The following is a 25829-nucleotide window of genomic DNA, read 5'->3' as shown; positions in this document are numbered from 1 at the left end:
TCGCCCAGTGCGACCCTTGCAGGATGCCATGCCGTTCCTACCTCTGTTGCTACCTTTTTGCCGCCTGGCGGCCGCCGCCAGCTTGCTTGCCGCCGTCCTGCCTGCCGCGCAGGCGCAAACACCATACGTGCCGGTGATGAAGCAATACGGCGACTTTGTCGTCACGCGCGACCGCCACGACCCGCTCGTCACCTTGTCTTTCCGTAAGCACGGCTATTGGCCCGGCGGCGCGCGCGAAGTGGTGGAAGTGCGCCCCATCAAGGCCAGGCGCGAAGGCCAGCCCATGCTGCTGGCGTTTACCAAGGGCTATACGGGCCAGGGCACTATCCTCATCGGCGTGCAGAACGGCGAACCGCTGATGCGCCCCATCAGCCCCATGCAGCGCGACGACATGGTGCGCACGGAGCGCGACCCCGAGTGGGGCGTGCCGCAGCCGGGCCGCAGCGAAATACTGCTGTTCGCCCGCGACGGCCGGGCGCTCGATACGGACACGGGCGAGCTGCTGTGGTTTGACGTGCCGGGCATCGTCACGGGCGATTACGCGCCCGCCATGCTGGTGTCCGTCTCGCCCGACGGGCGGCGCGGTGCCTATCTGACCCGCAGGCTGACCAGCTTGCAGGTCGTCGTCGCCACGCGCGACGACGGCGTGGCAGGCGTGCTGGCCTTGCCGCCCGACACCTATCAACGGTGGCTGAAGCCCTTGTCGCAGGCTGCTGCCGAGCAGGCGGGCGCCGCCATCAAGGCGCGCCAGGGCCGCACGGATTCGAACCGCATCCAGCGCGAGCTGGAACTGGCCTGGTTCGGCCAGCAATTTCAATGGAAACAGGGCAAGAACGGCTTGCAGGTGACGGGGCTGGGCCTCATTTCCGCGCCGCCGGAAGGAAAACAGCCATGACAATACCCAAACTCCTCGCCGGCTGCCTCGCCGCCTCCCTGCTGGCCGGCTGCGTGCATGGCGAAATGTTCCCCAAGGATTATCTGGCGCAAGATATCGACAAGCAACAAGCCTTGCTGGAACTGGACGTGGTCTTCGGCAAAGAGCCCGATGACAAGCTGACGTCGAGCGTGACGGCCCGCAATACCGTGGAGTACGCGGGCGCGCCGCACATCGTCGTGCCGTTTTACCAGAAGGGACTCGGCTTCGACCAGGGTTTTGCCGGCACGTATATTTTTGCCGTCGTGTATCCCGTTGCCAAGGTCGAGACGGCCACGGCCCGCAGCCGCGTCTTCGGCCAGAAACTTGACGGCCAGCAGCAGGGCAGCCCGCGCTACCGCTTCCGCGTGCCGGGCAAGGCGCAGTGGAACAGCAATGAAACCTTCATGCTGAGTTTTGAGCGCAAGGGCCGTCGCGAAGAAATCACTTTCCGCTTCAGCAACGAGCAAAGCTGCCCGTCCGCCTTCCTGGCCACCACGCCAAAATATGGCTTCCCCATCAAGGTCGTCGCCACCTTCAAGGAAGATAAAGGCTGCCTGAAAGTGTGCGACAGCCGCGACCAGTGGCCCGGTTTTTGCGCCTTCCAGCCGCCGCCGGGCACCTGACTATCAGCATGCAAGCCACGCGCCGGCGTTTGCCGGCGCGCCGCTTATACACGCGCGCGTTTTGCCGATTCTATTCAATTGTCATCGAATGGCCGCTGAAAACGCCTATTTTCATGGCCCAGGGCCGACGGTATTGCCCCTCGGCCAGCGCATAAATCTTGCCGCAAAAGTATCTTTCTCAGGCGTATGATTTCCTTGCCGTGAACAGCGCACGCAGATGGCGCGGACCGGCCCGATATCCGAAACGCATCCTTCCTGTGGAGATACAGAATGAAAATGCCCGTTTTAGGAAGCACCCAGGCCCCCATCACCAGGCGCCCGCTCGACATGCTGGACACCGACACGGCCGCCGTGCGCGCCATCGCCCAGGCGGCCGTCAGCGTCGAGCTGTTCACCATTCCCCTGTACATGGCCACCATGTACTCGATCCACGGCACGCACCAGATCAACTCGAAAGGCATCACCTACTATGAGGGCCGCCAGTGGCCGGGCATGGGCACCACGGCCCGGCCCGAGCTGAAGGAGCAAAAGGCCTTCAACATCATCTTCAGCGTCTTCATCCAGGAAATGCTGCACCTGCAGATGGCGGCCAACCTGGCCACGGCCATCGGCACGGCGCCATGCTTCACGGGCTCGGAGCTGCAATCGCAGGATCATGGCTGGACCTGCTATGGCAAGGATTGCACGGTGATCCCGCACATCGTCGACTTGCAGGACACGTCCGGCTACCGCCACGTGCGCGTCAACCTGGAAGAGCTGAACAGCAACCAGTGCGACCTGTTCCTCGCCATCGAGCAGCCCGAGGAGCAGGCACGCGCCCAGCTGGCCGAGTTCGACAAGCACAACCACACCAAATACTTCCCGGAAGTGCCGCTGCCGGGTTGGACGCCGGGCAAGCACGTGCATGATCTGCCCCTGTTCGGCACCATCGGCTACATGTACGAATGCTATGCGCGCTACATCAGCATCGAATATGCGGATGGCCAGACCCTGTGGCAAAAGCTGTTCGTCAACGGTTCGGTGCAGCAGGACATGTTCAACAGCCAGGTCCAGGGTCATGCGCGGGCGGAATTTCCCAAATTCGACACCTGCTTCGGCCCGCAGGACCAGGATGGCGGCCAGACGGGCTCGTTCAACAAGGCCATCGACATGATGGCGGCCATCACGGACCAGGGCGAGGGCAGCGAAGCGGCCATCCAGCGCTACCGCCGCGATGCGGCACTGCGCCTGAAGGCCGTGCAGCCCGACTACCGCGAAGACCTGGATGCCTTGAAGTGCGATTATCCGTCCTACGCGAACAATGGCAAGGATGCCGAATCGCGCGATGCGCAGGCGCGCCACGACAGCGCCCCGTTCGACCACTACGAGCGTTTCGGCCAGGTCAAGGCGATGCTGCCCGTGACTACCTGGGCCAGCTGGCACAAGCAGGGCCAGCAGTGGAGCGCGGCCATGCTGACCAACGAACGCTACAACCCGGCCAGCGCGCCGCAGAATATTCCCGCGCCGGCGGCCGTGGCGGGTGCCCTGAACCGCCTGAAGGACGCCAGCGGCACCCCGGAGATGCTGAGCACGGTCGCCACGGGCGCCATCTACGGCATCACTTCCGTGCTGGACAAGTACTGGCAGAACCAGCAACTGGACTTTCCGTATCCGTCGATGGTGGGCGCGGGCGACCGCATGGCCATCTGCTGGGCCGTGCTGGGCCAGGCGCCGAACCTGGCGACGGGCGTGCCGCTGGCCGAGAAAGGCGTGCTGTACCACGCCTGCCAGGGCATGCACCTGGAAGGCGAGGCCTCGTCCACCTGCGCCGCGCTGGCCGTCTACCATACCTGCCGCGGCTCCAACGGCTGCCATGCCCAGGGCGGCTGCGGCTTTGCCCAGGCCGACACGGGCGGTTCGTCCTGCGGCCACTCGGTCAAGCTTGCCGCCTCGCCGGGCACGCCGTGCTATGTGCCGCCACCGCCGCCGCAGCCCGATAAAGTCTACAGCGCGCCCAGCGACAACAAATGCGGGGGATTCGGCGGCTGCGCCGTGCCGATTTCGGCCTCGCAGCTGTATCCGAACACGACGGGCAAGGAACCGCCCGAGCCTGCCACCATGACTTTGTACGATTTCGGACCCGCGCCCGAGCACCGCAGCATTCCGCTGGGCCAGACCATGAGCTTTGCGCTGGGCGACAATGTCTACGACAAGGCCTGGGAAGCCTACGGCAAGGTGATGGCGGCGCGCGGCACGCCGGTGGGAGCGCCGCCGGCGCCTACCGACCTGCGCCTGGCCTTGCCGCCGTCGACCTGATGCGGCACGCCATGCACGCGGTGGCGCCACGCCTGGGCTTGCCGAACCTGGGCCTGGGCGTGGGGCTGCGCCCGCCGCACTATGCGCACATCCTGCGCCACGGGCCGCAGGTGGACTGGTTCGAGATCATCAGCGAGAACTTCATCGACAACCACGGCTATGCGCGCCATGTGCTGGAGCAAGTGGCCGCGCAGGTGCCCATCGTCATGCATGGCGTCTCGCTGTCGATCGGCAGCAGCGATCCCCTCAATCTCGGTTACCTGCGCAAGCTGCGCCAGCTGGCCGGCGAGATCCGGCCCGCGTGGATTTCCGACCACCTGTGCTGGACGGGTGCCGCCTCGCTTAACAGCCACGACTTGCTGCCGCTGCCGCTGGACGAGGCCAGCCTGCGCCACGTGGCGGGGCGCGTGCGGCAGGTGCAGGAATTCCTGGGCCGTCCGCTGGTCCTGGAAAACCCCAGCAGCTACGTGGAATTTGCCCAGTCCAGCATGCCGGAATGGGAATTCCTGGGGCGCCTGGCCGAAGACACGGGCTGCGGACTCTTGCTCGACGTCAACAATGTCCACGTCAGCGCGCATAACCACGGCTATGACGCGGCCCACTACATCCGCCAGTTGCCGCACGCGCACATCGTGCAGATCCACCTGGCCGGCCCCACCGTGTGCGGCGCTGTGCTGATCGATACCCATGACGCCCCCGTGCCGGCCGCCGTGTGGCGCCTGTACGCGCTGGCGCAGCAGCTGACGGGCGGCGTGTCGGCCCTGCTGGAATGGGATGCGGAGATTCCCCCGTACCCGCAGCTGCTGGCCGAGCTCGACAAGGCGCGCGCGGCCGAGCGGGGAGAATTCGCCGACGCATCGCCAGCCATGGCCGGCGCTGCGAGCGCCGTCTCGGCGCCGCTGGGCTTTCACCTGGAGGCGGCCCATGCCCCGTAGCACCGCAGCAGGCGAATCTGGCGAGGCCCGCGCACCGCTGGCGCAATTGCAGGCATGGTTCCTGACGGCGATGACGGCGCCGGGCGGCGCGGCGCGCGGCGCGCAACTGGCCAGCGAGCGCCATGGCTTGACGCAGGAGCAAGTGCTGAAACCGGCGCGGGGCAGTCCGGCGCCGCTGCACATCCATGCGGACGGCTATGTGCAGCGCCTGCTCGAATGCCTGCAAGCCGACTATCCCGTGTTGCGCAAGGTCATGGGTGACGAGCTGTTCGCCTTCTTTGCCCGCGCCTATGTCTGGCGCCACCCGTCCGCATCCGCGACCCTGTACGACCTGGGCGCCGGCTTTGCCGATTTTCTCGCCGCCAGCCAGCGTGCCGCCGGCGCGCAGGGCGACGCCTTGCGCTTTCCCGTCGAACTGGCGCAGCTGGAACGGGCGCGCAGCGAGGCGGGCAGGGCGCCCGGCCTGGAAAAGCTGGCGCCGCCCATGTGGCCGTGCGGATTGGAATTGCTATTGGGAAATGCACCGGCCTGGCGCCTGTCGCCGTGCACGCGGCTGCTGGCCCTGTCGTTCCCCCTGTGCGACTACTGGCAACAGGCGCAGGCCGCGCCGGACGACGCCGTGCCGGCCCAGCCTGGTGTCAGGTCCGCCTTTGTCGCCATTTCGCGCATGCATTACCGGCTTGCCATGCAGGAATTGCAGCCCTGGCAGTTTTATTGTCTGCAAGCGCTGGCCGGCGGCGCGCCGCTGGCACAGTGCGCGGGGCAGGCGGCGCGGGCTAGCGGCAGGGCGCCGGACGAGGTACTGGCCGACGCCATGCTGTGGCTGCCCATGGCGGCCGCGGCCGGGCTGGTCACCATCGATGTATGCGCAGAAAGCGGCTGACGCAAAAAAGGCCGATGGAAATCGGCCTCGATGACAGCTGCGTGCGTTGCTTAGCGGTAAAAAGCTTCGACTTTGCCCTTCAGCTTGATCTGCAGCGGACGGCCGCGGCGGTCGAGGGACTTGGTGGAAGCGACCTTGATCCAGCGTTCGCTGATGCAATATTCTTCCACGTCAAGACGCTCCTTGTCGTTGAAGCGGATGCCGACGTCGTTCTCGAACACGGCTGCAACGTGGTAAGGGCTGCTAGGGTCGATCGACAGGCGATCGGGCAATGGGGGTAAGGTGGTGGTATCGTTCATGGGCGTAATTATCGCCCAGAATGCCGATCCAGACAACGGGGTGCGCATGCTTATTCAGGCAAGTCGGACAGTGGCAGCGCACGCTGCCGCCTTACAGCGTTGCCGCACTAGCATGCAACTGCTGGAATTGCGACAGCTGCTGCTGCATCAGCCGCGCATACTGGCCGCCCGCTCGCAGCAGCTCGGCGTGCGTGCCTTGCTGGCAGATCCGGCCCTTGTCCATGACGATGATGCGGTCCGCTTTGATAATGGTGGAAAAGCGGTGGGCGATGATGATGGTGGTGCGTCCTTGCATCAGGGTATCGAGGGCGAGTTGCACCTGCTGTTCGCTGGCGGCATCGAGCGCGCTGGTGGCTTCGTCCAGGATGAGGATCTTCGGCGCGCGCAGGATGGCGCGGGCGATCGCGATGCGCTGTTTCTGTCCACCGGACAATTGCACGCCCCGTTCGCCCACCAGGGTGTCGTAGCCGTCAGGGAAGGCCGCGATGAAATCGTGGGCGTGCGCCAGGCGCGCCGCCGCCAGCATTTCGTCGCGCGTCACCTGGCGGTCTGGCACCGCAAAGGCGATATTGTCCGCGATGCTGCCGGAAAACAGGGCCGGTTCCTGTTCCACCACGGCCATCTGGCGCCGCAGCTGCGTGACGCCCAGCATGCCTGCATCGATGCCGTCGAACTGCAGGCTGCCCGCGTCAAGCTGGTAGTGGCCCAGCACCAGGCTGGCGATGGTGGACTTGCCCGCGCCCGAGGCGCCCACCAGGGCGATTTTTTCGCCCGCCCGTATCGAGAGGCTGACGCCGTCGAGCGCCGTGACCTGCGTGCGCTCGGGATACGAAAAGCGCGCGTCGCGCAGCGCGATGTGGCCGGCAAGCGGCGGTTGCGGCGCCGCCTCGGGCACGGCGCGGTGGCTGCGCAGGATCTCGAAGATGCGGTCGGTCGAGCCCATGGTGCGCATCCACGTGTTCCAGAATTCGCTGATGGAGCCGGCCGTGTCCGTCACCATGCTGGCATAGATGACGAAGGCCGTCAGCTCTCCCACGCTCAAGCGGCCCTGGCCGATCAGGTGGGCGCCGAAGCACAGGGTGGTCAGCAGGGCAACAAAAGCCAGCAGCCCTTGCGCGCCCTGGAACACGGCCAGCAGCCGCGTGCCGGCCAGGGACACCTCCAGCAGTTGCCGCATGGCTTGCGCATAGCGGGCCATGGCGCCGCCTTGCTGGTTGAACGCCTGCACCAGGCGCGCATGGGCAAAGTATTCCTGCGCCACCTTGCCGCTGGCGGCCAGGGTGGCGGAAATGGCCCGCGAACGCTGCCGGTAATTACTGCCTGATAACTTGCCCAGATACAAGCTGATGGGGATGAACAGGGCCAACGGCAGGCTCAGCATGGGTGACAAATGCAGCAGCATGGCGATGCCGCCGAGAAAAACGCATAGCGAACGCAGGGCATTGGCCGCGCCGATGGTCAGGCTTTCATGCAGGGCCGAGACGTCGGATGTCAGCCGGCTGTTCAGTTCGCCGCCATGGTGCTTGTCGAAGAAGGCGATGGGCTGATTGATCACCACGTCAAACAGGCGCCGGCGCACGCCCATGACGATCATGTGGCCGCTCGACTGCAGCAAATAGAAGCGCGCGGTCGTGATCAGCGCATACAGCAGGCTGACGGCCAGCATGGCGGCCACCATGCCCGGCGTGACGCCGCGCCGGGTCAGTTCCGCCACGTTGTCGATGAAATACGCGATGGCTTGCGGAAAGGCCAGCTGCGCGCCCACGGTAAGGGCCATGCACACCAGGCCGGCGGCGACGCGCCAGCGCACGGGATACAGCAGGCGCAGGCGTTCAAGATGCGGGCCGACATTCAGATGGCTCATGCGGCGCGCTCCTGTGCCGTCTCGTCAGCCAGTTGCTCGACGAGGGCCAGCCAGTCTTCATCGCCGATCAGGCCGGCAGCTTCCACGCTGCCCTGGTGATTGACGAATACATAGGAAGGCGAGCTCATTAGCGGATTCACGCGCCGGTAGTCGCGCAGCGTCAGCCGTGCCGTGGCCGCCCGCAAGGTATTGCCGGGCAAAAAGGCGCGGAGGCGGCGGACCGGCTCTTCGCTGATCAGCCACAGGGCCAGGCCTGCCTCCCGCGCCAGCGGCAGCAACTGTTCGATGCCGGCCAGCTTTTCCCCGCATTTCGGACAGCGGCTGGCCAGGAACAGCAGCACGGCCGCCTGGCCGCCGGCGCCCGGCTGGAAATGCGCGCCGCCAGCCAGCGGACGGGCGTGCACGGCAGGCAGGGGCTGGCCCGGCTCCAGCGCCGTGGGCGTGATGCGTTCGCGGCGGCTGGCGCGCAGCACGGCCAGGCTGAGCCAGATATTGCCGGCGAGGGCAAACGCCAGCGCCGCCAGCACCAGTTGCAAGGTCGTGGAATCCATCAGTCTGCCTTTGCCAAAGTGGCGATCTCGTGCAGGGAAATCGTGGCCACGCACACGATGGCTGCCAGGCCGGCGGCCAATATGGAGGTGGCGACGGGCAAGGCCGTTTCCTGCGCCAGCGCAAAGTAGGCGCCGTTGATGCCGACCGCCAGCATGTTGCGCAGCAGGTCGTACTGCGACACGGGCCGCGCCGCTTCGCCAAAGCAGCTGCAGCGCACCACGCTGTGCGTGAAGTAGCGCCAGGTCAATATGGCTGTGAGCGTGCTGAGCAGCAATAGCGACAGCAGCATCGGTGTGTGGGTACCGCCGGCCAGCAGCCAGCCGGCCAGCAGCAGTTCTGTCATCACCAGGGCTGGCGCAGCGAATTGTGCGGCGGTGGGCGGTATGCCGAACGAGGTGGCCAGGTTGCCGCGAAAGTCCCCGTAGCTGCGCAGCTTGCCCACGCTGGCCGCCAGCAGCAGCAAGGCGATACAGTAGCGCGCGATGTCGGCCAGTAACGCGGCCAGCACGGACGTCAGCATTGTGCGCTCCACATGGGCGCGAAGCCGCCCGGACGCTGGCGCCGCAGCTGCACGCCGTCGCGTGACGCCAGCAGGGCATCGTTCCATGGCTCGTCGGGCGCGCTGCGCAAGGCGCCGCCTATGCTTGCCTGCAATTGCGTCGAGATGGCCCAGCCCAGCCTTTCGGCGTGGATATCGCGCGCCATGTTCAGGCCCAGCTGGGCAAGCTCTTCGCGCGTCAAGGCATAGTTATGCGAGTGATAACCCGTCACGAGTTGCGCGACGATGGCGCGCCGCGCCTCTTGTGTGGCATCGGGCAATTGCCAGGCCAGCAATTCCTCGCCGATCTGCGCCAGTTCCAGGGTGGTGCGGTAGAAGGCCGTCAGGGAAGGGGGAAAGATGCTGCCGCACAGCAGGGACAGCGATTGCTGGCGCGCCTCGCTGGCATCGACGCCAAACCATTGCTGCGCCATGTCACCGAACACCTTGATGTCCAGGCTGGACATCGAGCCGCCGTCGGCGCCATCGAGCTGCGGGTCGATGGGCGAGAACAGGGCCAGGTCGCCCGCGATGATCTCGTCCGCGCCCAGGGCCAGCAGGGTGGCGGCCGACTGGCAGTGGAAGGGCACGATAAAGCTCAGGTGGCGCGCATGCTGGCGCAGCAGGATGGCGATGCGGCGCGCCGCGTTGACGATGCCGCCGCGGCCGTGCAGCACCACGTCGAGGCGCGCCACGGGGCCGATGCCCTGGCACAGCTCGTACAGGGCGGGGAGCAGCTCCATGTCCAGGTGCGAGGCGGCCAGGACGATGGCGCGGCTGTCGCGCGCCTGTTCCAGTTCGCGCAGCCGGACGGGGATCTGGTTCAAGTCTGGCTGCGGCATACGGCTCCTTCGATCAGGGCTGCGGCCACGCTTTCCAGCATGGGCAAGGCTGGTACCAGTTGTTGTACATACAAAAATTGACCAACAGGATTGTTTTCCAGGAAAACATACTCGCCCCCGGGCGTGACGATGAGATCGAGCGCGCCATATTCGAGGCCATAGCTGTGCACGAAAGCGAGGCAGCGCTGCTGTATTTCCGCCGGCAAGGTGCATGCTTCATAGCGGATGGGGGCCGACATGTCGCGCGAGTCGATGGCCGTGCGCGCATCGTCCTGGGAATACAGGCGCGCGGCAAACAATTGCTTGCCGATCACGGTGATGCGCAGTTCGTATTGCTTGGCGATATATTCCTGGAACTGACAGCTCAGTTCGCTGACGGCGTCCAGGCTATCGAGCATGGCATCGTCGACGATGGTGGTGCCGATGCCGGCGCTGACCCTGTCAACGTCCTCGACCGCTTCGGCGGCCAGGCTGGGCGTCGACATGCTCTTGAAAATGATGGGCCCTTTGATGGCAGCGCGGAAAGCGCGCACGTCGTCGGGCACGTTGGTGATCACGGTGGCGGGCACGCGAAAGCCCATGCGCGCGGCCCGTGCAAGCTGTTCGCCTTTCCATTGGGCGCCGCGCAGGGCCAGCGGATGGCTGAGCCAGTAGCAATCGAGCCCGTACAGCACGCTGAAGATGGCTTGCTCCGTTTCCAGCTGCGCGTAGGCGCGCTCCTGCGGCGTCAGGTCGGTGCTGGCGTAGGCGTAGTCGGCCGCCTTGCGCAGCCAGACGGCGCCCACTTGCTGCAGGTCAAGCCAGTCGCCATCGGGCAAGTGGCGCAGGCGCGCGCTGGCGCGGCCGTCTTGCAGGCGTTGGCACAGCTGGTAATCGCGGGGAAAGGCGTCGAGGTCGATACGGAAGGGGGCATGGCCGCGGGCGGCGAGGATGGCTTCGACCAGGTCGGCGTGCAGATCGCCGCTATGGCTGATAATCAAAACCTTTTTGTGCATGTCGTGGGCTTGCGGTAAAGGAAGGTGAAAAAGCCTTGCCGTGGCAAGGCTTTCAGCTGGCGAACGTATCAGCAGAACTCGCCGCCGTCACTCGAACCGATACGCGAATAGCGGTATTGCTCCTCGCTGTCGACAGCCGTGCAGCCGGCCACGGCGACGCCATCGCGTACTTTCCAGAGCGCAGCATGCGCTGGCTTTTCTTCTTCCTTTTTTTCCGCCAGTTTGAATGCGAACAGTTTGGTTTCTTTGTGCATGAGATCCTCTATTAATGGTCGTGTTCCGATTTTTACCGATAAATACTTATTTTAAAAAATGGAAACTTTAATTGAAAGGTGTTTGCATATGCATTGCGCGCGGAATAGCCGCGCCGCACGGCGCCAATTTGAATATGGGGGAATATATGAAACCCCCACGCCGGGCGGGGGTTATGGCGTGCCGGGTATCAGCAATACTGGCCGCTGTCGTTGGGCTTGAGGCGCGAAGAGTCGCGATATTGATCATGGGTGCCAACGGCGGTGCAGCCGGCCACGGCGACGCCGTCGCGCACCTTCCAGGCGGTGCCGGGCGCTTCCTGTTTTTGTACCTGTTTTTCAGCCAGTTTGAATGCGAACAATTTGGTTTGGTTTTGCATTGTACTATCCTCTTGTGATGGTTAAGTACTGCTTGCGCTGTATGCCATGGTATATGGCCATTCGATATTAGCGCCTGAATAAATAAGCGTCAACTTGAAAATCAATCGTATCCGCGGTTATATTTTTCAAATACTCACCAAATATCACGCGAGCCATTTATGTTATTGCAGTGCGATAAATAATAAGCGCGCCACTTTAAATAATCGGCACGGTGCTCAATTATTGATGGCAAACGGATCGAGCATTCCCGCGGCGACGCACTATAATGGCGCCTGTTGAATGGATAAGGCACAACGTACTCTATGGAAATGGCCATCACAGACAGCCTGCGGCAGCTGGCATACGCGCAGGCCGCCGCCTTCGTGCAGACGCTGGACGGGCGCGATCCTGTTGCACTGCAGCGCGACTGGGGCTTGTCGCCGGGCGTGGCCGACGAGATCATCGAGATGCTCGACAGTTATTTTGCGGCTAGCCAGACATTGTCCCTGGCGCCGCTGGCGCAAGCCTTCGCGCCGGGCAAGGGTGGCCGTCCCGCCGTCGATGTATATGCCACCGACGCCGGACCGCTGGGCCTGGAATGCCTGCTGTTGGCCGACGGCAAGCCGGGCGAAGCGACCTTGCACCTGGAAATGTCCGGCCACGACGGCGCGCTGCGCCTGCATTACCACTACATCGGATCCTGAAACACCATGACTGAACTGATCAGCGAAACACAACGGCGCATCTGCGACAAATTCGGCTTGCCGGCCCAGGCGCCCGAGCCCATGGTGGCCCTGGCCATCGCCAGCCTGGCGCAGTCGCCCATCTACGGCACGCGCATCGCGCTGCCGGAAAACGGCACCATCAGCTGGTTCATCCATTGCGGTGAGCACGACGATGCCAGCGGCTTTTACCAGCCCCTGCATGCGGAACACCTGCACGAACTGCTGCCGCAGGTGGTCGATTACCTGGCCTTGCCCAGCGGCGCCAAGTTCATTCTCGACCGGGAAGGGTATGAAGACGTGTGGCTGGAAGAGTAACTTTCTGAACGGCAAGATTGTCGTTGACGTTGATAAATAGGTATGGGATGCTGCGGTTCCGTTTTCTCCTGTCGAAAGCCACATCTTGAACCCACGTCTCCCGTCTGTCCTGCTCCTCATGGCGCTTGCCGCCGTCCCCGTTGGCGCCGTGGCTGCCACTGCCGCCAGCCAGCCGAAGGTGTCCAACGCGGAACAGGAGATTGCCGCCTTCGTGCGCAGCGAAATGCAGGAGCGCCAGATTCCGGGGCTGCAACTGGCCGTGATACAGCGTGGCAAGGTCGTACTGGCGCGCAATTTCGGACTGTCCAGCCTGCAATACCAGGTGCCGGTGACGGACGCCAGCCTGTTTTCCATCAATTCGGCAACGAAAGCGTTTGCGGGCGTGGCCGTCATGCAGCTGGTGCAGCAGGGCAAGATCGACCTGGCTGCGACTATCGGCCAGTATCTGACGGGCTTGCCTTCGGCCTGGCAAGCCGTGACGGTGACGCAGTTGCTCAACCATACCTCGGGCTTGCCCGATGTGCTGGACCAGCGCAGCGGCAAACTGGTGGGGCCGCAGCCGGACGACGCCGATGCGGCGTGGACAGCCGTGCAGGCGCTGCCCGTGGAAGCCAAACCTGGCGAGCGCTACCGCTACAACCAGACCAATTACGTGTTGCTGGCGCAATTGATCGAGCGGCAAGGCGGCCAGCCTTTTACCGCCTTCGTCCAGCGCGGGCAGTTTGACGTGGCGGGCATGCCGCACAGCGGCTTTGGCGACGCGAAGGACGTGGTCGTCAACAAGGCCAGTTCCTACGTGCTGGACAGGGGTGGCAAGGGCTACCGCAATGTGATCGAAGACTTTCCTGTGTTCATGCGCGCCGGCGCCGGCATCAACAGCAATGCGGGCGAGCTGGCGAACTGGCTCATCGCGCTGCAGTCGGGGCGCCTGCTGGCGTCCGCCAGCGTGGAACGGCTGTGGCAGCCGACCAGCTTGAATGATGGCAAGCCGGCGCCGTGGGCGCTGGGCTGGCCCACCATCGGCCGCGATGGACACCGTGCCGTGGCCGGCATCGGCGGCGCCCGCTCAGCCTTTTATGTGTATCCGAACGATGGCCTGGCCGTCGTTATCCTGAGCAACCTGGCCGGCGCCCAGCCGGAACAGCTTATCGATACCGTCGCCGGCTTTTATCTTCCCGCCCTGCGCCAGCAGCGCGGCGGCGCGTATGCCGCGCACCTGCTGCGCAACAAAGCGGCCAGCGCTGGTTTCGATGGACTGGACAAGAAACTGGCGGCCATCCGGCGCCAGCATGGGCTCTCTGCGCCCACCGACGATGACTTGAATGCCTGGGGCTACCGCCTGCTGCGGCGGCAGCAGCCGAAACAGGCGGTGGCCGTCTTCCAGCTCGGCGTGCAACTGTACCCGCAAGGGGCAAATGGCCACGACAGCCTGGCCGAAGCATACGAGGCGGACGACGCCAAGGCGCTGGCCATCACGCATTACCGCCGTTCGCTGGAACTGGATCCGGGCAACACGCACGCCGTGGCGCGCCTGCGCGTGCTGGATGCCAACTAGCGCACTGCCTGGGCTGCCTTGCCGTGCTCGGCGCCGTGCATGGCCAGGTAAGCCGCCAGGTTGTCATCAGCTATGCCCAGGGCGCGCAAGACCTCGGCCGTAAAGCTGACGGGCGCCGTGCCGGGCGCCGTGATGACGCGCTGGTCGGCCACGGCCCACGGCACATCCTGGTACAGGGCGGCGCCCGCATAGCCGGTATCCTTCAGGTTGTCGGCGGAATTGGAGGTGTGGCGCACAGTGTCGAGCACGCCCGCCTGCGCCAGCACGCGCGTGCCGTCGCAAATGCCGGCCAGCACGATATTCCTGTCGCGGGCCGCGCGCAGCAAGGGGGAGAGGTCGGGCGCCTTGCCGCTTTGCCAGTGGCTGCCGCCACATACCATCAGCAAATCGAGTTCATCGAGCACAATATCTTCCAGCGCCAGTTGCGGCGTGACCAGCATGCCGCCGGACGAGGTGACGGGCAAGCCGCCGGGCGTGGCGAACTGCGTGTAAAAGCCGTAGTACAGGCGCGCCGTGGAATTGATCAGGGCGGTTTCCCAATCGGCAAAGTTCTCGGTCAGAATGGTGATGGCACGTGTCATGAAAAGTCCTGTCGCAGGTGGAGATATCGATAGTACAGGCCGGCTAGCCTGCTGGTGCCGAAAGCATAATGAAAAGCACTGACAATTTCTGTCAGGAGCGAGCGTGACTGATGCGCCGCCATCAGGGGCCGTGTTTATTTTGGCATGCGGCCGAATCCCAATGCGGTTTTACAGGCCACGTTTGCGACAGATCAAGCAAGGTCAAGACCGACCGTGCGGCCTCGCTGCTGTTCGTTTCCGGCCATGACAGGAAGCCTTTACGTCCTTGCGGCGCTTCATGAATGGATTGCGGTAGCCGCCACCAATGAAAAGGCCCGGCGCCGCCGCAGGAAGCGGCGGGGCCGGGCCCCAGGGATATTGCGGATGACTTTTGCGGATTACTTCTCGGCGAACGCGCGCTCGACAACGAAATCGCCAGGCGTCGAGGTATTGCCTTCCTTGAAGCCACGCGCTTCCAGCATTTCCTTCAGGTCGCGCAGCATGTCCGAGCTACCGCAGATCATCACGCGGTCTTCGGCAGGGTTCAGCGCCGGCACGCCCAGATCTTCGGCCAGCTTGCCGTTTTCGATCAGTTCGGTGATGCGGCCCATGTTGCGGAAGTCTTCGCGCGTCACGGTAGGGTAGTAGCGCAGCTTGTCGCTGACCATTTCGCCCAGGAACTCGTGCTTCGGCAGATGCTCTTCCAGCAAGTCGTGGTAAGCCAATTCATCGACCTGGCGCACGCCGTGCACGAGGATCAGCTGGTCGAAGCGCTCGTAGATGTCCGGATCGCGCACGATGCTGAGGAAAGGCGCCAGGCCCGTGCCCGTCGACAGCATGTACAGGCGCTTGCCTGGCAGCAGGTAGTCGGACACCAGGGTGCCCGTCGGCTTGCGGCCGACGATGACCGTGTCGCCCACTTGCAAGTGCTGCAAGCGCGACGTCAATGGACCGCCCGGCACCTTGATGCTGAAAAATTCCAGGTGGTCTTCATAATTGGCGCTGGCGATACTATAGGCACGCAGCAAGGGCTTGCCATCGACGCGCAGGCCGATCATGGTGAAATGGCCATTCGAGAAACGCAGCGACGGGTCGCGCGTGGTGGTAAAGGAGAACAGGGTATCCGTCCAGTGGTGCACGCTTAAAACGCGCTCTTCATTCATCGAACTCATAGTATTTGTTGGCTGGTCAAAAAAATGGTTAGTTGCTGGCAACTGCTGGCAAAAGTGAAACCCTGTGTAGGCCCAGACGCTATTGTACCGGCCTCCACACGAAATTGTTACCGTCTATCGCCGCCATTGCTGCCGCAAGCGGTGCCAACATTATAGTGCGGTTGGCAAGATTGAGCTGAAATACCCCTTGAAACAGGCGGGTGACAGGCAGAGTCTTGACCTGGCTCAGTTTTCTGGCGCCCAGGCGGAACTCCGCCGCCCATGCCAATCTTGCAAATTTATTGACTTCAGGAAAGATGGTTGCATTATAATATCTAAACGTCAATACACCGCCTAATATTATGACACTGGATGAAGAGAAGCAAATAGCCGAAATTAAAAAGCTCAGGATTGAACGCCTGAAAACCATCAGTGGTTTATGTGCCGGTCTGAGCTCTACTTTTGGCCTGGTTGCCGTCTTTATTTATTGTTTCTTCGTGATTGGTTTTTTTCCATCCGGGTTAAGTGTTGGCGATACATTATTCTTTATTTTTGTCATGCTGGCTTTTTCCTGTATCGGTGCCTTGTCGGTCATCGTGGGGTTCTTGCCTTTTGTTCCGTGGGCTACACAAAAAATACTCCCATCCGGGAAGTTAAAGAGTACCGCATACCTGCTTGGTCTTTGGCTGCTTTCCCTGCTGCTGGTTATGGTTTTCTTTGAGGCTTTGAACAACGGCGCCGGACCCGCCAGTGGATGCCAATTTGTCGTGTTAAGTATCGTAGCAGTGGTTCTCATTGGCGTGTACTGGTACCTGGCTCGCAAATTGACGGAAGATGGCTGGTTCGCCGTTGCCTACGTTATGCCATTGATTGCTTCCACGTCCATGCTGGGATATATTGCCGCCCTAAACAAGCCTGACGCTGGCAGTGGAGTTTTCAACTTCCTGGCAATACCCTTGGTGTTGCTATTTTCAGGAATGTTTTTAAGTCTTGGCGTGGCGATGTTTTCCACATCCGTACCGCTTCCGCCCCCCATTCCGCCCGTTCCACCCGTTCCGCCCGGCCCCGCCACGGCCAACCTCAGCGCCAGCTCCCGGGGCGCTTTTGCCAGTATTGCAGTGGGAATCCTGTTTGCCTATATTCCATTGCTGGCAGGCCAGCATAGTTTTAATTATGTGATGAGTGGCCTCGGGTTGCGCTCCGATGCCGTATTGATCGTCAATAAAACGAATTTCGCCACGATGCAAGCTGCGGCCGATGCCAAGGGGGTGTTGCTGCATAGTTGCAAAATGGATGGCGACAGCTTTTCGATCAGTAATGTCCGGGTGCTGTGGCATGGGGTTGGCCTGCGCAGCTATATCGAACTGAAAGGGACGGATGCCGTCGATACAACAGATACGCGGATTGAGTTGGATAGCGCCGGCGTCAAGGTTTCAAGAGGGGGGAAAGAGACAGTTTGCCAGGAGCTGAAAAACGGGATCTATTTCAGCTCTGGAAAAGAGACGTTCGAAGAAGGGCAGTGGGCTATTTCAAAATCGTACGTCGATAAATTCATGCCGCAGGCAAAAAAAGGCGAAGAGAAAAAAGTAGTTATCGTGGGCTTTGCCGACCCGATGCCTCGCGAAAAAGAGGGGAATTTCGTTTTGGCGCACAAAAGAGCATGCACCGTGTTCCATCAACTGCTACGCGACAAATCGATCAGCGAGGCGGATGCATTGATTGACATACGCCTGGATCGCGACGGCATCAGCGGCTGCGGCGAGATGAAGGAATCGCTCAAGCAACGGGCATGTTTTGAGCAAGGCCGCCGTGTCGAACTTCAGGTTCTGACAGGCGCGGGGAAAGTTTCGCGTGCCGGTACTGCCGATGCGAAAACGGCTTGCGGCGCGCCGGCACATTGACGCTTGGCGAGAGGCGCTTTTGTTGCGCATGCCGCTCCCAGATCAACGATTTGAAAGTTAGTTGAAGCGGGCGGCGTGACGGGGCGGGGCCGCGCCAGCCTTGCGTGTATGATATTGCCGAACAGAATTGTTGGGCATCTGTCATCTTGCGGGCGCGCTTCTTGTGCCTACCGGCCCATGAATCTGCGTGCACGATTCCGACCGCGAGGATGCCTGACCCACAGCGAAAGGTAATAAAGATGTATAAAACAGTGCGCGACCTGTTCCTGTATTTCAAGGAAGCCGTCCCATTCCGCCTCGTCCCCGCCCTGATCTGCACAGCCTTGCTGTTGAGCATGCTATTGCTGCCGGCACCCGATGGCTTGACGCCCAAAGCCTGGGGCCTGGTGGCGATTTTCCTCACCACCATCCTGGCGATCATTCTGAAGGTCATGCCGATCGGCGTGATGGCGATGATGGCCATCGTCATCGTTTCATTGTCGCAAGTGACGTCGACCTCGTCCAAGGGCGCCATCACGGATGCGCTCAGCAGTTTCTCGAATCCATTGATCTGGCTGATCGTCGTGGCGATCCTGATTTCGCGCGGCCTGAAAAAGACGGGACTGGGCAGCCGCATCGGCCTGCTGTTCATTTCCCTGCTGGGCAAGCGCACCATGGGCATCGGCTACGGCCTGGCGATCTGCGAACTGGTGCTGGCGCCATTTACGCCGAGTAACACGGCACGCGGCGGCGGCATCGTCCACCCCGTCATGAAATCGATCGCCAATGCCTTCGACTCGGACCCGGCCAAGGGCACGGAAAAGAAAGTCGGCACCTATCTGGCCCTCGTCAACTACCACGCCAATCCGATCACCTCGGCGATGTTCCTCACTGCCACGGCGCCGAACCCGCTGGTGGTCGACTTCGTGGCCAAGGCCAGCGGCCAGAGTTTTCACCTGACGTGGACCACCTGGGCCCTGTGCATGCTGCTGCCGGGCCTGGTCTGCCTGCTGGTCATGCCGCTGATTATTTATTGGCTGTCGCCGCCGGAACTGAAAGCTACGCCCGACGCCGTCACCTACGCCAAGGCGGAACTGAAAAGCATGGGCCCGCTGTCGCCGTCGGAAAAAGTCATGCTGGGTACCTTCGCCCTGTTGCTGCTGCTATGGGCGAACGTGCCCGCCATGCTGTTCGGTCCCGCGTTTTCGCTCGATGCGACGGTGGTCGCCTTTGTCGGCCTGTTTGTACTGATCATTACCGGCACCATCGACTGGGACGACGTGTTGTCGGAAAAGAGCGCCTGGGACACGTTGGTGTGGTTCGGCGCGCTGGTCATGATGGCCGAGCAGCTGAACAAGACGGGCGTGATCGCCTGGTTTTCGGCCGGCATGAAGGCCGCCATCGTCGCCAGCGGCATGGACTGGCTGCCGATTGCCGCCGTCCTGGTGCTGGTATTCGTCTTTTCGCATTACTTCTTCGCCAGCACGACGGCCCACATCAGCGCCATGCTGCTGGCCTTCCTGACGGTGGGCCTGCACCTGATCCCGGCCGAATACCACGTGCCCTTCATGCTGATGATGACGGCCGGCTCGGCCATCATGATGACCCTGACCCACTATGCGACGGGCACCTCGCCCATCATCTTCGGCAGCGGCTTCGTGACGATGGGCAACTGGTGGCGGGTCGGCTTCATCATGTGCGTGGTGGAACTGCTGATCTTTGCCATCGTCGGCACCACCTGGTGGAAGGTGCTTGGCTACTGGTAACAGGCGTTTGCCCGGCCGCATGCCGGGCGGCGCTCAGCCGTGCATGCGCGGCAGCCACATGCCCATCGCGGCCACGGCGATGCCCGCGCTCATCGCCACCGTCAGCAGTGCCAGCACGGCCGCCATGCCCAGGCGCAGCATCGCGTTGCCGCCGTCGCGGCAGCGCAGATAGGCTTCCAGCACGGCCAGCGGCAGCAGATATTGCGCAAAGGCGAGGAAGCTGAGGAATGGCCCCGTGAAGCTTGCAGGGTCGAAACCCGCCGGGCCGCCGTTGACTGCCAGCCAGCACATCAGTCCCACGCGGAAGAACCACACGCCGCTCACGGCCAGGAACAGCCGCAGCGCCCAGCGCCCGTGCGCCGCGATATCGCGCTGCAACGCGTTCTTCAAGGCCAGGCCCGCGAAGACCAGCACCAGCACGGCATTGAGGCTGATGCCCAGGTGCTGCGTCGTATCGCCCACGGCGCCGCGCCACCACAGCATATATAGTCCGGACAAGGCAGCCAGCACGGCGCCGGCCAGGTAGACTCTGCCGTTCCAGCGGTGCAGGCGGGGCGCGTGGCGGCGCACGTGCGGCACCAGTTGCAGCGCGCCGCCCAGCATGAGGATGGCTGCCAGCAGCAGGTGCACGCCGGTGGCCACATTGCCCACGCCATCGCCGGGCACGTGGCCATGCGTCATGACGGCATTCCAGCCCGGCAAATCGCCGCGCGCGGCGGCGCCGCCATACAGGGCGATGATGTAGGCGGCAAAGAACAGCTGGCCGGTGACGGTGGCGAGGAACCAGAAGCGGGCAGAGGCGGACAGGGCCGTGGCCGCCCATCGGTGCGATGGCGCCAGGCGCGGCGAGGGCAGGGGGCTGGTGGTGGAACTGGCGGATGGCATCGGTATCTCCTGGCGGCATGAACGAAGCATCAGGATAGGCGGCCGCCTCCCGGGCGGGCGCGAACAGGCGGGGGCGGTGCGACGAACGGCGGTTTTCAGGACTTGAACGGCGGCCGCTTCCCGCGTATGGTGACGCCATGATGCCTGCCCCTGTCACCGCCCGCCGTGCCCAAGCGTTCTTGCCGACCGCGCGGCAGGCGCTCGTCGTGACGCTCTTCACCTTGCTGCTGTCGTGGCTGCTGCATCTGCTCAGCGGCACGCCGTATCTTGGCGTGTTTGGCCGCATCGGCTTCATTGGCGCGGCGCTGCTGCTGGCGTACTCGGCGGCGGGAGCCTTGCGGCCGCGCTGGCTGTCGCTGGCGTCGGCGCGCCTGGGCGCCGTGGTGCTGACGGCGCCCGTGGCCGCCCTGGTCACGGCGCTGGCCACGCAGCGGGGCCAGTTCCTTGCCTATCTCGCGCAAACGCAAACCCTCGTCGGCCATTTCCTGATGGTCGTGCTGGCTGTCGTCTTCGGCGTGCTGTTTTCCCTGCTGGCCATGCGCAGCGAACGGCGCGAGCGCGAACGGGCCGACCGCCTGCAGGCCGAACTGCAGAAGAACACCCTGGAGCGCGAATTGCTGGACGCGCGCCTGCGCCTCTTGCAGGCGCAGATCGAACCGCATTTCCTGTTCAATACCCTGGCCAATGTGGAAGCGCTGGTGGCGTCCGGCTCGCCCAACGCGGGGCCCGTGCTGCGCCACCTGATCGCCTATCTGCGCGCCGCCATGCCGCGCCTGAACGATGAGGCCGCCACCCTGGAGCAGGAATTGCAGCTGGTGCGCGCCTACCTGGAACTGATGCGGGTGCGCATGCCGGACCGCCTGCAATTCGAGGTAGCCCACGTCGCGCAGGCAGCCGGCCTGCGCTTTCCGCCCATGGCGTTGCTGACCCTGGTGGAAAACGCCGTGCGCCATGGCATCGATCCCGCTATGGAGGGCGGACGCATCGCCGTTGGCGCAACGGTGGAGGGGGCCGGCGGCAAGAGCTGCGTCTGGGTCAGCGACACGGGCGTGGGCATGGCCGAGACGGCGCAGCCTGGCACCGGCCTGAACAATGTGCGCAGCCGCCTGCAAGCCGTGTATGGCGCCAGCGCCCGGCTGGAACTGCACGCGCTCGCCCCGCATGGCGTGCGTGCCGAGCTGCATTTTTCTGGAGGACAGCCTTGAAAACCATTTCCGCGCTGATTGCCGACGACGAACCGCTGCTGCGCGAACGCCTGCGCAGCCACCTGGCCACCCTGTGGCCCGCCTTGTCCGTGATCGGCGATGCGCGCAACGGCGCCGAAGCGCTTGAATTGTTTGAGCTGCATCAACCCGACATTGTCTTTCTCGACATCCGCATGCCGGGATTGGACGGCATCGCCACGGCGCGCGCGCTGGCCCGCCGCGCGCAAATCGTGTTCGTCACGGCGTATGACCAGTACGCATTGCAGGCGTTCGAGCAGGGCGCCATCGATTACCTGGTGAAACCTGTCGATCCGGCGCGCCTGGCCGACACCGTGCAGCGTTTGCAACGCCAGTTGCCCGGCCCGCAGGCCGATGGGGGCGCGTTCGATGCCATGCTGGACCAGCTGGCCAGCCGCCTGGGAGGACGCGCCGCGCCGCCGGCCCGGTTGCAATGGATCAAGGCATCCGTGGGCAGCAGCGTGCGCCTGATTCCCGTCGAGCAAGTGCGTTATCTGCGGGCCGAAGAGAAATACACGCTGGTGGCGTGGGAAGAGGGCGAAGCCCTGATACGCACCAGCATCAAGGAACTGGGCGAACAGCTGGACCCGGCACGCTTCGTGCAAATACACCGCGCCGTCATCGTCAACCTGGCGTATGTCAGCCATGTAACGCGGGGCGTGAATGAAACGGCGCAGCTGCACTTGCGCGGCAGCGAGGAAACCTTGCCAGTCAGCCGCAGCTATCTGCAGCATTTCCGGCAGATGTGACTCAAGCCGCGGGAAATTGCACCACCACCTTGCCGCGCGCGCGTCCCTGCGCCAGGTAAGCCAGCGCCTGTTTCGCCTCATGGAAAGGAAACACCTGGTCGATGACGGGACGGATGCTTCCCCCTTCGATCAAGGCGGCGATCTGCGCCAGCTGGCCGCCGTCGGGACGCACGAAGTGGAAGGCATAGCTGGCGCCGCGCCGCCTCGCCAGGCCGATAATCTTGCGGCTGAGCAAACCAAACACCAGTTTCAGCACCACGTTCATGCCACGCGCACGGGCGAAAGCGGCGTCCGGCGGGCCGATCAGCGAGACGACATGGCTGCCAGGCTTGACGATGCGCAAGGCCTTTTCCAGTCCGTCGCCGCGCACCGTGCCCAGCACGGCGTCATAATCGCGCAGCACATCCTCGAACGGCTGTTTCTTGTAATCGACCACGTCATCGGCGCCCAGGCCGCGCACCAGCTCCACGTTCGCCGTGCTGGTGGTCGTGCCCACGCGGGCGCCCAGGTGCCTGGCCAGCTGGATGGCAAACGTGCCGATGCCGCCGGAACCGGCCGGAATGAATACTTTCTGGCCCGGCTGGAGCTGCATGCGCTCATGCATGGCTTGCCACGCCGTCAAGCCCACCATGGGAATCGAGGCCGCCTGCACGAAATCGAGGTTGACAGGCTTGAGGGCGGCCGCCTGTTCGGGCACCACGGCAAATTCGGCCAGGCTGCCGTATGGCGTGTCGAAAATACTGGCATACACGGCGTCGCCCACCTTGAAGCGCGTGACGGCGCTGCCCACGGCCACGACCACGCCGGCCAGGTCGCTGCCCAGGGTGGCAGGCAAGCGCAGTTTCAATATCGGCTTGAAGTCGCCGTTGGGAATCAGGTTGTCGATGGGGTTCAAGCCCACGGCGTGCACCTGTACCAGCAATTCTCCGGGGCCGGGAATGGGGCGGGGCAGTTCGGCAAACGCCACGTGATCAAGGCCGCCGTATTGTTTGAGTTGCAATGCTTGCATGGTGTTCTCTCTGAAGGCTGAAAAGGGGGCGATCAAGCCAGGCGCAGGTCCTTGCGCAACCCGGCGTCCATCAGGGCGGCGGGCATGAAACGGCGCATCAGGCGCAAGCGCGCCGCCAGCGGCCCGGCCGTGTAGCGCAGCTTGGGCTGGCGTGCCTGCACGGCCGCCAATACCGTGTCGGCCACGACGCCAGGGTCATCGGCGCCGGCCATCAGTTCCTGCAGCCGGCGCGTGACGGCCGCGCGCACCTGCTGGTAGGCGGGCAGAGGGGCGTCGGGCGCCAGCAGATTGGCTTCGAACGTGGTTTTCGTATAGGCCGGTTCGATGACGCTGGCGCGGATGCCCCAGCCGCGCACTTCATGGTCGAGCGATTCCGTGTAGCCCTCGATGGCGTGCTTGGTGGCGGAATACAGCGCGCCGTAAGGCATGGGCAAAAAGCCCACGACGGAACCGATATTGAGGATGCGCCCGCCGCCCTGGGCCCGCATGTGCGGCAGCACGGCCAGGGTCATGCGCAGCACGCCATAGAAATTCGTGTCGAAGATGGCTTGCGCCTGCGCCATGCTGCTTTCCTCGGCGCCCGCCGGGGCCACGCCGAAACCGGCGTTATTGACGAGCAGGTCGATGCGGCCTTCACGCTGCATCACCTCGGCCACGGCTGCAGCGACAGACGCATCGCTGGTGACGTCGAGCGCCAGCATCGCATGGCCGACTCCGGCCGTTTGTGCGCCGCGCCGGCTGGTGCCGTACACCGTGTAGCCCGCTTGCGCCAGACGCTGGGCCGTGGCCGCGCCGATGCCGGACGAGGCGCCGGTGACCAGGGCAATCTTGTGGTTTTTCATGGCAGTTCCTTCAGTGATTGACAGCTTGGGATATGGAATATGACGATCATCATATTGTTGTTGAAAAAAAAGCCCGGGACGCATCAACGCCACGGGCAGGACAATTAACTGGTCGCTTGAAGCTGCGCCAGCGTGGCCGCGCACAGCGCGTCCGACAGGGCCGGTTCGTCGACGGCGCGCGCCAGGATGGTGGTGCCGATCAGGGCGCACACCGTCGCCATGGCTTGCGCGTGTGCGTCGGGCTGGCCCCAGTTCGGCAGCTGGCGGGCGAACAGGTCGATCATTTCCTTGATGTGGATGGTGGCGGCGCGCCGCACCTCGGGCGCCTGGCGCGGCATTTCCGAACCCAGCGCCGAGACGGGGCAGCCAACCTCGATGGCGGCGATGTGTTCGGGCGACAGATACGCGGCCATCATGGCCTGAAGGGCCTGGCCGGGAGGGGCGGCAGCCGCCACCCTGGCCGCCAGCGCCACCGCTTCGGCTCCCGCGCGGTCGCCCGCTTCGGCCAGCAGCGCGTCGCGCGAGGCGAAGTGGGCATAGAAGCCGCCGTGCGTCAGGCCCGCTTCCTTCATGATGTCGGCCACGCCCGTGCCCGCATAGCCGCTGCGGCGGATGGCGCGCGTGGCCACCTCGACGATGCGTTCGTGGGTGGCTTCCTTGCGGCTTTGCGCCGAGATTTTGGCCGCTGACTTGTTGGGTAAGTTCTGCATGATGATCATCATATCGTAATTTCCAACTCCGTGCACGCGATGCGCTGCGCCTGCAGGCGGCGCTCGGCGCGGTCAAATCAGGCTGGCGTTGCTGAACAGTTCTGTCGTCCAGTCGGTGAAGGCCCGCATTGCCGGGGAGAGAAAGCGGTGGTGGGGATAGAGCAGCGATACCGGCACAGGTGCCGGCCGCCTGTCGGCCAGCACCTCAACCAATGCTCCAGCCTGCAAATGGTCGCGCACCAGGATCTCGGCCAGCTGCATCAAGCCGTGGCCGTCGAGGCCCAGTTTGATGTATAGCCCGGTCTCGTTGACTGCGGCCGTGCCAGGGACCGGCACCGCGACGCGGACGCCATCGTCGATGAAATGCAGATCGCTCCCCCGCCGCGCCGTGCTGGAAAAGTAGTGGATGGTCCGGTGGCTTGCCAAATCCTCCGGGAGCGCGGGAACACCGTGTTCGGCCAGGTAGGACGGCGCCGCGCAGGTGATCCAGCGCAGCTCGCCCAAGCGGCGCGCGACCAGCGTCGAGTCTTCCAGGCTGCCGGTGCGGATGACGCAATCGACTCCCTCCTGTATCAAGTCGACCTGGCGATCATTGACGCCGATCATCAGGTAGATATCCGGGTAGCGCTGCTGAAATTGCCGCAACTGCGGCAGGATCACGGCATGGGCGATGCCGCCCGGCATATCCACGCGCAGTCGTCCTTGCGGGCGCTCGCCCGGGCCTTGCAGGCTGGCTTCGGTGTCGTCGATGAGGTCGAGTATTTCGCGGCAGCGGTGGAAGTAGCGCTCGCCTTCGGGTGTCAGGCTGAGGTTTCGTGTGGAACGGTTCAGCAGGCGCGTCTGCAAATGTTTTTCCAGCCGCTTGATGATGCCGGTGACCGACGATGCGGGCAAGCCCAGGGTCTCTGCCGCGCGCACAAAACTCCTGCTCTCGACCACGCGAAGGAATACCTGCATTGCTTGTACGCGATCCATGTCTTGTCCGTGTGATGCTAAAGGAAATGGCACTATAACCCAACATTGTTCGGATTTTTCGCATGCTGAAAACGCCCGGCGCTACTTTTTCCGCCGGCTTGACTGCACTAGACTGCGTGCAAGCCATTACC

28 protein-coding genes are annotated in these 25829 nt (G+C 63.7%); 12 read left to right on the top strand and 16 right to left on the bottom strand.

Features of this window, described 5'->3' with window-relative positions; translation table 11 throughout:
• Nucleotides 1-28: 28 nt before the first annotated feature.
• The 5 genes from O3297_RS07400 (at nt 29) to O3297_RS07380 (ending at nt 5652) form a co-directional block, all read left to right on the top strand.
• On the top strand, nt 29-895 hold the full coding sequence (locus tag O3297_RS07400) for a hypothetical protein (RefSeq protein WP_305048237.1): 867 nt from the start codon (nt 29-31) through the stop codon (nt 893-895).
• A complete protein-coding gene (locus tag O3297_RS07395) occupies nt 892-1539 on the top strand; it encodes a hypothetical protein (RefSeq protein ID WP_305048236.1) in 648 nt (215 codons plus the stop codon). The genes O3297_RS07400 and O3297_RS07395 overlap by 4 nt, the downstream gene beginning before the upstream one ends.
• A gap of 270 nt (nt 1540-1809) precedes the next feature.
• Complete coding sequence (locus O3297_RS07390; RefSeq protein WP_305048235.1) at nt 1810-3834, top strand: ferritin-like domain-containing protein; 2025 nt, start codon at nt 1810-1812, stop codon at nt 3832-3834.
• Nucleotides 3834-4769 (top strand): DUF692 domain-containing protein, encoded by a 936-nt coding sequence (locus O3297_RS07385; RefSeq protein WP_305048234.1) that lies wholly within the window; start codon nt 3834-3836, stop codon nt 4767-4769. Before O3297_RS07390 ends, O3297_RS07385 begins: the two co-directional genes overlap by 1 nt.
• Nucleotides 4759-5652, top strand: a complete 894-nt coding sequence (locus O3297_RS07380; protein WP_305048233.1) for a DNA-binding domain-containing protein — start codon at nt 4759-4761, stop codon at nt 5650-5652. Before O3297_RS07385 ends, O3297_RS07380 begins: the two co-directional genes overlap by 11 nt.
• A 50-nt stretch (nt 5653-5702) precedes the next feature.
• Here the strand turns inward: O3297_RS07380 and O3297_RS07375 are convergent, their stop codons facing one another.
• From O3297_RS07375 to O3297_RS07340, 8 genes are all read right to left on the bottom strand, one after another.
• Nucleotides 5703-5951 (bottom strand): DUF3297 family protein, encoded by a 249-nt coding sequence (locus O3297_RS07375; RefSeq protein WP_010398340.1) that lies wholly within the window; start codon nt 5949-5951, stop codon nt 5703-5705.
• Between the two features lie 91 nt (nt 5952-6042).
• On the bottom strand, nt 6043-7815 hold the full coding sequence (locus O3297_RS07370; protein ID WP_305048232.1) for an ABC transporter ATP-binding protein: 1773 nt from the start codon (nt 7813-7815) through the stop codon (nt 6043-6045).
• Complete coding sequence (locus tag O3297_RS07365) at nt 7812-8366, bottom strand: redoxin domain-containing protein (protein WP_305048231.1); 555 nt, start codon at nt 8364-8366, stop codon at nt 7812-7814. Before O3297_RS07365 ends, O3297_RS07370 begins: the two co-directional genes overlap by 4 nt.
• Nucleotides 8366-8887 carry a MauE/DoxX family redox-associated membrane protein gene (locus O3297_RS07360; RefSeq protein ID WP_305048230.1) on the bottom strand — a complete coding sequence of 174 codons (522 nt, stop codon included), beginning with the start codon at nt 8885-8887 and terminating at the stop codon, nt 8366-8368. The genes O3297_RS07365 and O3297_RS07360 overlap by 1 nt, the downstream gene beginning before the upstream one ends.
• Complete coding sequence (locus O3297_RS07355; protein WP_305048229.1) at nt 8881-9747, bottom strand: hypothetical protein; 867 nt, start codon at nt 9745-9747, stop codon at nt 8881-8883. The genes O3297_RS07360 and O3297_RS07355 overlap by 7 nt, the downstream gene beginning before the upstream one ends.
• Nucleotides 9729-10742 carry a RimK family alpha-L-glutamate ligase gene (locus O3297_RS07350; protein ID WP_305048228.1) on the bottom strand — a complete coding sequence of 338 codons (1014 nt, stop codon included), beginning with the start codon at nt 10740-10742 and terminating at the stop codon, nt 9729-9731. Before O3297_RS07350 ends, O3297_RS07355 begins: the two co-directional genes overlap by 19 nt.
• A 68-nt stretch (nt 10743-10810) precedes the next feature.
• A complete protein-coding gene (locus O3297_RS07345; RefSeq protein ID WP_305048227.1) occupies nt 10811-10996 on the bottom strand; it encodes a hypothetical protein in 186 nt (61 codons plus the stop codon).
• Between the two features lie 188 nt (nt 10997-11184).
• The gene (locus O3297_RS07340; RefSeq protein WP_305048226.1) at nt 11185-11373 is read right to left on the bottom strand and encodes a hypothetical protein; all 189 of its coding nucleotides are present in this window, start codon (nt 11371-11373) and stop codon (nt 11185-11187) included.
• 303 nt (nt 11374-11676) lie between these two features.
• On the opposite strand from O3297_RS07340, the gene O3297_RS07335 reads away from it, so the two are divergent.
• From O3297_RS07335 to O3297_RS07325, 3 genes are all read left to right on the top strand, one after another.
• On the top strand, nt 11677-12057 hold the full coding sequence (locus tag O3297_RS07335; RefSeq protein WP_305048225.1) for a hypothetical protein: 381 nt from the start codon (nt 11677-11679) through the stop codon (nt 12055-12057).
• Between the two features lie 6 nt (nt 12058-12063).
• Complete coding sequence (locus tag O3297_RS07330) at nt 12064-12393, top strand: hypothetical protein (RefSeq protein ID WP_070279608.1); 330 nt, start codon at nt 12064-12066, stop codon at nt 12391-12393.
• Between the two features lie 85 nt (nt 12394-12478).
• The gene (locus O3297_RS07325; protein ID WP_305048224.1) at nt 12479-13948 is read left to right on the top strand and encodes a serine hydrolase; all 1470 of its coding nucleotides are present in this window, start codon (nt 12479-12481) and stop codon (nt 13946-13948) included.
• Here O3297_RS07325 and O3297_RS07320 read toward each other — a convergent pair.
• The 3 genes from O3297_RS07320 to O3297_RS07310 form a co-directional block, all read right to left on the bottom strand.
• Nucleotides 13945-14529, bottom strand: a complete 585-nt coding sequence (locus tag O3297_RS07320; protein ID WP_151095327.1) for a type 1 glutamine amidotransferase family protein — start codon at nt 14527-14529, stop codon at nt 13945-13947. The genes O3297_RS07325 and O3297_RS07320 overlap by 4 nt on opposite strands.
• A 377-nt stretch (nt 14530-14906) precedes the next feature.
• Entirely contained in the window at nt 14907-15680 is a 774-nt protein-coding gene (locus O3297_RS07315; RefSeq protein ID WP_034748152.1) for a ferredoxin--NADP reductase, read from the bottom strand.
• 79 nt (nt 15681-15759) lie between these two features.
• Nucleotides 15760-16005 (bottom strand): hypothetical protein, encoded by a 246-nt coding sequence (locus O3297_RS07310; protein ID WP_305048223.1) that lies wholly within the window; start codon nt 16003-16005, stop codon nt 15760-15762.
• Between the two features lie 16 nt (nt 16006-16021).
• Between O3297_RS07310 and O3297_RS07305 the strand changes: the two genes are divergently transcribed.
• Nucleotides 16022-17560, top strand: a complete 1539-nt coding sequence (locus tag O3297_RS07305) for a hypothetical protein (RefSeq protein ID WP_305048222.1) — start codon at nt 16022-16024, stop codon at nt 17558-17560.
• Between the two features lie 239 nt (nt 17561-17799).
• Nucleotides 17800-19305: an anion permease gene (locus O3297_RS07300; protein WP_305048221.1), complete on the top strand. Its 1506-nt coding sequence runs from the start codon at nt 17800-17802 to the stop codon at nt 19303-19305.
• Nucleotides 19306-19338: 33 nt separating this feature from the next.
• Here O3297_RS07300 and O3297_RS07295 read toward each other — a convergent pair whose 3' ends face one another.
• Nucleotides 19339-20190, bottom strand: coding sequence for a DUF2306 domain-containing protein (locus O3297_RS07295; RefSeq protein ID WP_305048220.1), 852 nt, complete (start codon nt 20188-20190; stop codon nt 19339-19341).
• A 137-nt stretch (nt 20191-20327) separates the two neighbouring features.
• Between O3297_RS07295 and O3297_RS07290 the strand changes: the two genes are divergently transcribed.
• On the top strand, nt 20328-21395 hold the full coding sequence (locus O3297_RS07290) for a sensor histidine kinase (protein WP_305048219.1): 1068 nt from the start codon (nt 20328-20330) through the stop codon (nt 21393-21395).
• Nucleotides 21392-22162 (top strand): LytTR family DNA-binding domain-containing protein, encoded by a 771-nt coding sequence (locus O3297_RS07285; protein WP_305048218.1) that lies wholly within the window; start codon nt 21392-21394, stop codon nt 22160-22162. The genes O3297_RS07290 and O3297_RS07285 overlap by 4 nt, the downstream gene beginning before the upstream one ends.
• A 1-nt stretch (nt 22163) precedes the next feature.
• Here O3297_RS07285 and O3297_RS07280 read toward each other — a convergent pair whose 3' ends face one another.
• The 4 genes from O3297_RS07280 to O3297_RS07265 all read right to left on the bottom strand — a co-directional run bounded on the left by O3297_RS07280 (nt 22164) and on the right by O3297_RS07265 (nt 25698).
• A complete protein-coding gene (locus O3297_RS07280) occupies nt 22164-23171 on the bottom strand; it encodes an NADP-dependent oxidoreductase (RefSeq protein ID WP_305048217.1) in 1008 nt (335 codons plus the stop codon).
• A gap of 32 nt (nt 23172-23203) precedes the next feature.
• Complete coding sequence (locus tag O3297_RS07275; RefSeq protein WP_305048216.1) at nt 23204-24013, bottom strand: oxidoreductase; 810 nt, start codon at nt 24011-24013, stop codon at nt 23204-23206.
• A gap of 104 nt (nt 24014-24117) precedes the next feature.
• Nucleotides 24118-24735: a TetR/AcrR family transcriptional regulator gene (locus O3297_RS07270; RefSeq protein ID WP_305048215.1), complete on the bottom strand. Its 618-nt coding sequence runs from the start codon at nt 24733-24735 to the stop codon at nt 24118-24120.
• A gap of 60 nt (nt 24736-24795) precedes the next feature.
• Complete coding sequence (locus tag O3297_RS07265) at nt 24796-25698, bottom strand: LysR family transcriptional regulator (protein WP_305048214.1); 903 nt, start codon at nt 25696-25698, stop codon at nt 24796-24798.
• Nucleotides 25699-25829: the final 131 nt, after the last annotated feature.

The organism is Janthinobacterium sp. SUN128 (genome assembly GCF_030587275.1).
GTDB classification, from domain to species: Bacteria; Pseudomonadota; Gammaproteobacteria; order Burkholderiales; family Burkholderiaceae_D; genus Janthinobacterium; species Janthinobacterium lividum.
The sequence above is the reverse complement of the archived record's forward strand: the minus strand, read 5'-3'. Positions and strand labels throughout refer to the sequence as shown.

Bases quoted from the DNA above. Each gene is read 5' to 3' on its own strand.
- O3297_RS07280 (WP_305048217.1), bottom strand. From the start codon at position 23,171: ATGCAAGCATTGCAACTCAAACAATACGGCGGCCTTGATCACGTGGCG.
- O3297_RS07345 (WP_305048227.1), bottom strand. From the start codon at position 10,996: ATGCACAAAGAAACCAAACTGTTCGCATTCAAACTGGCGGAAAAAAAG.
- O3297_RS07320 (WP_151095327.1), bottom strand. From the start codon at position 14,529: ATGACACGTGCCATCACCATTCTGACCGAGAACTTTGCCGATTGGGAA.
- O3297_RS07265 (WP_305048214.1), bottom strand. From the start codon at position 25,698: ATGGATCGCGTACAAGCAATGCAGGTATTCCTTCGCGTGGTCGAGAGC.
- O3297_RS07360 (WP_305048230.1), bottom strand. From the start codon at position 8,887: ATGCTGACGTCCGTGCTGGCCGCGTTACTGGCCGACATCGCGCGCTAC.
- O3297_RS07395 (WP_305048236.1), top strand. From the start codon at position 892: ATGACAATACCCAAACTCCTCGCCGGCTGCCTCGCCGCCTCCCTGCTG.
- O3297_RS07275 (WP_305048216.1), bottom strand. From the start codon at position 24,013: ATGAAAAACCACAAGATTGCCCTGGTCACCGGCGCCTCGTCCGGCATC.
- O3297_RS07340 (WP_305048226.1), bottom strand. From the start codon at position 11,373: ATGCAAAACCAAACCAAATTGTTCGCATTCAAACTGGCTGAAAAACAG.
- O3297_RS07385 (WP_305048234.1), top strand. From the start codon at position 3,834: ATGCGGCACGCCATGCACGCGGTGGCGCCACGCCTGGGCTTGCCGAAC.
- O3297_RS07300 (WP_305048221.1), top strand. From the start codon at position 17,800: ATGTATAAAACAGTGCGCGACCTGTTCCTGTATTTCAAGGAAGCCGTC.
- O3297_RS07335 (WP_305048225.1), top strand. From the start codon at position 11,677: ATGGAAATGGCCATCACAGACAGCCTGCGGCAGCTGGCATACGCGCAG.
- O3297_RS07315 (WP_034748152.1), bottom strand. From the start codon at position 15,680: ATGAGTTCGATGAATGAAGAGCGCGTTTTAAGCGTGCACCACTGGACG.
- O3297_RS07400 (WP_305048237.1), top strand. From the start codon at position 29: ATGCCGTTCCTACCTCTGTTGCTACCTTTTTGCCGCCTGGCGGCCGCC.
- O3297_RS07350 (WP_305048228.1), bottom strand. From the start codon at position 10,742: ATGCACAAAAAGGTTTTGATTATCAGCCATAGCGGCGATCTGCACGCC.
- O3297_RS07295 (WP_305048220.1), bottom strand. From the start codon at position 20,190: ATGCCATCCGCCAGTTCCACCACCAGCCCCCTGCCCTCGCCGCGCCTG.
- O3297_RS07305 (WP_305048222.1), top strand. From the start codon at position 16,022: ATGACACTGGATGAAGAGAAGCAAATAGCCGAAATTAAAAAGCTCAGG.
- O3297_RS07375 (WP_010398340.1), bottom strand. From the start codon at position 5,951: ATGAACGATACCACCACCTTACCCCCATTGCCCGATCGCCTGTCGATC.
- O3297_RS07380 (WP_305048233.1), top strand. From the start codon at position 4,759: ATGCCCCGTAGCACCGCAGCAGGCGAATCTGGCGAGGCCCGCGCACCG.
- O3297_RS07370 (WP_305048232.1), bottom strand. From the start codon at position 7,815: ATGAGCCATCTGAATGTCGGCCCGCATCTTGAACGCCTGCGCCTGCTG.
- O3297_RS07330 (WP_070279608.1), top strand. From the start codon at position 12,064: ATGACTGAACTGATCAGCGAAACACAACGGCGCATCTGCGACAAATTC.
- O3297_RS07390 (WP_305048235.1), top strand. From the start codon at position 1,810: ATGAAAATGCCCGTTTTAGGAAGCACCCAGGCCCCCATCACCAGGCGC.
- O3297_RS07355 (WP_305048229.1), bottom strand. From the start codon at position 9,747: ATGCCGCAGCCAGACTTGAACCAGATCCCCGTCCGGCTGCGCGAACTG.
- O3297_RS07290 (WP_305048219.1), top strand. From the start codon at position 20,328: ATGATGCCTGCCCCTGTCACCGCCCGCCGTGCCCAAGCGTTCTTGCCG.
- O3297_RS07365 (WP_305048231.1), bottom strand. From the start codon at position 8,366: ATGGATTCCACGACCTTGCAACTGGTGCTGGCGGCGCTGGCGTTTGCC.
- O3297_RS07270 (WP_305048215.1), bottom strand. From the start codon at position 24,735: ATGATGATCATCATGCAGAACTTACCCAACAAGTCAGCGGCCAAAATC.